Origin of the sequence: Corallococcus sp. 4LFB, assembly GCF_046520365.1 — a bacterium.
Lineage (GTDB): Bacteria > Myxococcota > Myxococcia > Myxococcales > Myxococcaceae > Corallococcus > Corallococcus caeni.
In genome coordinates this window covers 1-3,848 of record NZ_JBKGHJ010000646.1, presented here as the reverse complement: position 1 = coordinate 3,848, position 3,848 = coordinate 1, and the positions used below count along the sequence as shown (strand labels likewise).

At 71.7% G+C, this 3,848-nt stretch carries 4 protein-coding genes and 1 pseudogene; 3 read left to right on the top strand and 2 right to left on the bottom strand.

What is annotated here, in order from left to right:
- Positions 1 to 96: 96 nt before the first annotated feature.
- Positions 97 to 522, bottom strand: a complete 426-nt coding sequence (locus ACLEQD_RS38765; RefSeq protein WP_410390906.1) for a YciI family protein — start codon at positions 520 to 522, stop codon at positions 97 to 99.
- 193 nt (positions 523 to 715) lie between these two features.
- Between ACLEQD_RS38765 and ACLEQD_RS38760 the strand changes: the two genes are divergently transcribed.
- The 3 genes from ACLEQD_RS38760 (at position 716) to ACLEQD_RS38750 (ending at position 3,210) form a co-directional block, all read left to right on the top strand.
- Positions 716 to 1,441: a hypothetical protein gene (locus tag ACLEQD_RS38760; RefSeq protein ID WP_410390904.1), complete on the top strand. Its 726-nt coding sequence runs from the start codon at positions 716 to 718 to the stop codon at positions 1,439 to 1,441.
- 176 nt (positions 1,442 to 1,617) lie between these two features.
- On the top strand, positions 1,618 to 2,601 hold the full coding sequence (locus ACLEQD_RS38755) for a tetratricopeptide repeat protein (protein WP_410390902.1): 984 nt from the start codon (positions 1,618 to 1,620) through the stop codon (positions 2,599 to 2,601).
- Between the two features lie 99 nt (positions 2,602 to 2,700).
- Positions 2,701 to 3,210, top strand: a complete 510-nt coding sequence (locus ACLEQD_RS38750; protein ID WP_410390900.1) for a hypothetical protein — start codon at positions 2,701 to 2,703, stop codon at positions 3,208 to 3,210.
- A gap of 7 nt (positions 3,211 to 3,217) precedes the next feature.
- Here the strand turns inward: ACLEQD_RS38750 and ACLEQD_RS38745 are convergent.
- Positions 3,218 to 3,848, bottom strand: a pseudogene (locus ACLEQD_RS38745) (carboxypeptidase regulatory-like domain-containing protein); the annotation flags it as partial.

Below are 3,848 nucleotides of genomic sequence, written 5' to 3'. Positions count from 1 at the left end.
GCCGGCGCCGCGGACTTCACGCCACCGTGCACGCACGGCACGGTGGTGGTGCTGGAGATGCCGCTCCTGGAGCTGGAGCGCGCGCGCGCTGACGGCTCAGGCCTTGTTCTTCGCTTCGACCTGCGCGCGCAGCGCCTCCTCCTTCGCGCGCAGCTCGCCGGTGGGGTCGCTGGGCGCGAAGTCCTCCGCGGAGGCCACCTGGCGGATCTCCACCTGGCCGTCCTTGAAGGGGACGCGGCGCGCCCAGGCGATGGCCTCCTCGCGCGACTTCACCTCGATGATCCAGAAGCCGGAGACCAGCTCCTTCGTCTCCGTGAAGGGGCCGTCCGTCACCGTGTTCCCAGTGGGGGAGAACGTCACGCGGGCGCCCTTGGAGCTGGGGTGCAGCCCTTCGCCCGCGAGCAGGATGCCGGCCTTCACCAGCTCCTCGTTGTACCTGCCCATCGCGGTCAGCTCCTCCGCCGTGGGAAGCCGGCCGGTCTCGCTGTCGGGGGTCGCCTTGACGAGCATCATGAAGCGCATGGGGGTGTCTCCTGGAACGTCGGGTTCAACATCGGGTTCACGAGCGCGACGAAGGGTAGGCCGCGAAATCGACACGGCGGGGAACGAACCGGAAAGTTGACGCGGCAGGGCCCCCGGCTACGGTGTGCGACACGCCTGTAGCACCGGGCCGTGTGCGCCCGTGCCGGCAGAAAGCCCCGGGTTCCGCGCCTTGATGCTCCGCCGTCTGCCGCTCCTCCTCGCCCTCGCCGCAGCGCCCGCCCTTGCCCAGGACGAGGACCTGGGCGGGGAGCGCGCCCCCACCGACCTGGACGGCGTGGGCCGCATCACCGTGCTGGCCGGCTACCGGCTCACGTCCAACGGCACGCTGTACGACGCCTGGTATGGCGCCAGTGGGCCGGGCAACGGCCTGGCGCGCGCGCCGGAGTCCGCGGGGGCGCCCTTCGGCGTGGCCACGTTCGCGTACGCGATGTCGGACCTGGTGGAGGTGGGCATCGACCTCTTCGGCACCGCGCAGAACCTGCGCCTGAGCGAGCCCGTCGACGGCGGCGCCGTGTCCCGCAAGGTCAGCACCCTGAGCTACGGCGCGCTCATCGGCCTGCGCTTCCAGGGCGTGCTGGATATCGGGCCGCAGGGGCTGGTGCCCTTCGCGGGCCTGCTCACGGGGCCCACGGTCATCTCCTCGAAGCGCGAGGGCTCGGCGCTCCAGGAGAAGGTCACCCAGGCCTGGGTGGGCTCGCTTGGCGCCACGCTCCGGCTGTCCTCGAAGTGGGGCCTCACCGCCGAATACCGCTTCACGTTGCTGCGCGGCCCCGTGGAGTCCCCGGACGCGGCGAGGTGGCCGGGGCCCTTCAGCTTCAGCCACGGCGGCAGCGGGTTCGCGCTCGGTGTGACCTATGCGTTCCCGCCGGATCCGTCCCGGCCGGTGAGCCACTTCTAGCGCCGTGGAAAGTTCCAACGCGAGAGCAGGCGAGCGGTAACGAAGCGGGGAGTCCGGGGAATGGTGTGCACGGCGGACTCTGTTGGGGAGCGACAAAAGAACCCGCCCCTCATCCAGGAGAGTCCCCTAGCATGCGTGAGTCGGCCGAAGTCATTTCCGGTCCCAGGAAGATGTCCATGCCCCCCTCTGAACAGCCGAAGACTGACGTCGAGAAGGAACTCTCCGAGCTCCGCCGCGAGGTCATCGAGTCACGCAACCTCGTCATCAAGACGGACAACCTGCTGAAGAACCTCCACGCGGAGGTGAAGGCGGTTGGCAAGCGTCACGAGGACTTCCAGAAGCGGCAGTGGCTCTCCTCGGCGGTGGCCTACGCGCTCTTCGCGGTGCTGGCGGTCGGTGGCGCGGTCCTGGTGAACAGCGCGCGCAGCTCCAGCAACACCAACGAGCGCGAGCGGCTGGAGAAGCAGGTGGCGGACCTCTCCGGGCAGCTGGAGAAGCAGCGCGCGGACACCACCGCGCACCTGGCGGCCCAGCGCGCCGCGGGTGAGGTCTACAAGATGATGACCACGCTGCCGGGGGACGAGCGCCTCAAGGGCATTGACGCGCTGGTGAAGCTGGACACGCAGAAGCTGTCCTCGCTGGAGCGCCAGGCCCTCAACGACCGCGCCGCCACCCTGCGCCGCGAGACGGGCGACGCCGCCTTCGAGCGCGGCAAGATCGCCTTCCGCAAGAACGAGATGGCCGCCGTGGTGGAGAACCTGTCGCGCTTCCTGGCCATGAACCCGGCGGAGGCCGACGCGCTGGACGCGTCCTTCTTCCTGGGCACCGCCTACAACCAGCTGCGTCAGCACGACAAGGCCGTGCCGCTGCTGGCCCGCTTCGTGGAAGGCGACAAGAAGTCCAAGACGCGCGACTACGCCATGCTGCTGCTCGCCCAGTCGTACCAGGAGACGGGCGCGTTCGATAAGGCGGCGGACACGGTGCGCGACGCGCTGGCCACGTACCCGGCCACCCAGTACCTGTCGCAGTTCCGCGGCCGCCTGAGCTCCGCGAAGCGCGCCGCCGCCGGTGGCACCGACGCCGCCGCGCTGCCTGCCGCCGCTCCGGCTGGCGCGGCCCAGGCCACCCCGGCCGTGCAGACGGCCCCCGCGGGCCAGTAGTCCCCGGAAGCCCGCCGCCGTCCGGTGCCTTTGCGCTTCCGGACGGTGTGCAAGGGAGGGATTGCCACCCGGGGTCCAGGGTCGTAAGACCTGGGCCCCGTGTCCGCTCCCGACCCTCGGAAAGACCCCCGCTTCCGCACCTACCGTGGCGCCGCGTACGGGGTCCACATCACGCTGGCCACGCTGTTCTCGCTGTGGATGATCTGGAACGTGGGGCACTCCGTCGCGGCGATGACGCCCGAGCGGCCCCCGGCCGTGACTCCGCCCCTCACCGTGCGCGAGTGCCTGGACGCCGCGGAAGCGCACTGGAGGGACCTGGAGGCCGAGCGCGAGAAGCTCGTGCACGTCCTCCCCGCCCGCAAGGTCGACCAGGAGTGGATGCGCTTCCGCACCGACTGGCTGACGCGCGTGCGCAAGTCCGAGTCCGAGTGCGCCCTGGAGTCGAGGGACCCGACGCGCGTGGAGCTGCGCTCGGTGTTCCGCCACCTCACGCGGGTGCAGGACCTCTACACCATCCACGCGGTGCAGTACGCGGGCGAGGTGGGCGGCGCGGTGGACGGGCTGCACGCCGCCTTCGACACCGCGCGCCGCATGGACAGCGGCCGGTAGCGGGCGCTCAGCGCGTGGGCAGCACGGTGGAGTAGCGCCCCGTGCTGTCGGACACCGTCTGCGCCAGCAGGATGGAGTCCGGCCGTCCCGCCACCGTCACCACGCGGAAGAAGCGCACGGACGCGTTCGCCGCGACGCCGTCCGGCGCCACCGCGGGGTCCGGGGGCAGGGTGATGCGGCCGCTCAATGAACGGCCCCGCGACAGGGTGAACGCCGCCAGCTCCAGCGGCGCCGTGTCGTCGGCGCCCGCCGGCACGGTGACGAAGCGGCTGACGCGCGGCAGGTTCTCCCCGGGCAGGAAGTCCAGCCGGTACTCGCCCGGGTCCAGGGCCAGCTCGAAGCGGCCCTCGCTGTTGGTGGTGAGGGGCGACTCGAAGCCCAGGGGCGGCTGCGGCCAGCCGGTGAGGGCGCCCACCGGCTCCACCACGATGCGCACGCCCGACGCGGGGCCCGTGCCCTCCGGGTTCTTCACGCTGCCGACGACGCCCCTGCGCGCCGGGCACGTCACGTCCGGCAGCGCCGTGTCCACCCGCGCCACCGCCACCGGCTGGAGCGTCAGGCGCGAGGGCGAGTTCGGCGGGGGGACCACGACGAGCGTGAGCGTGGAGTCCTCGGCGCCGGGCAGCGACAGGAGCTGG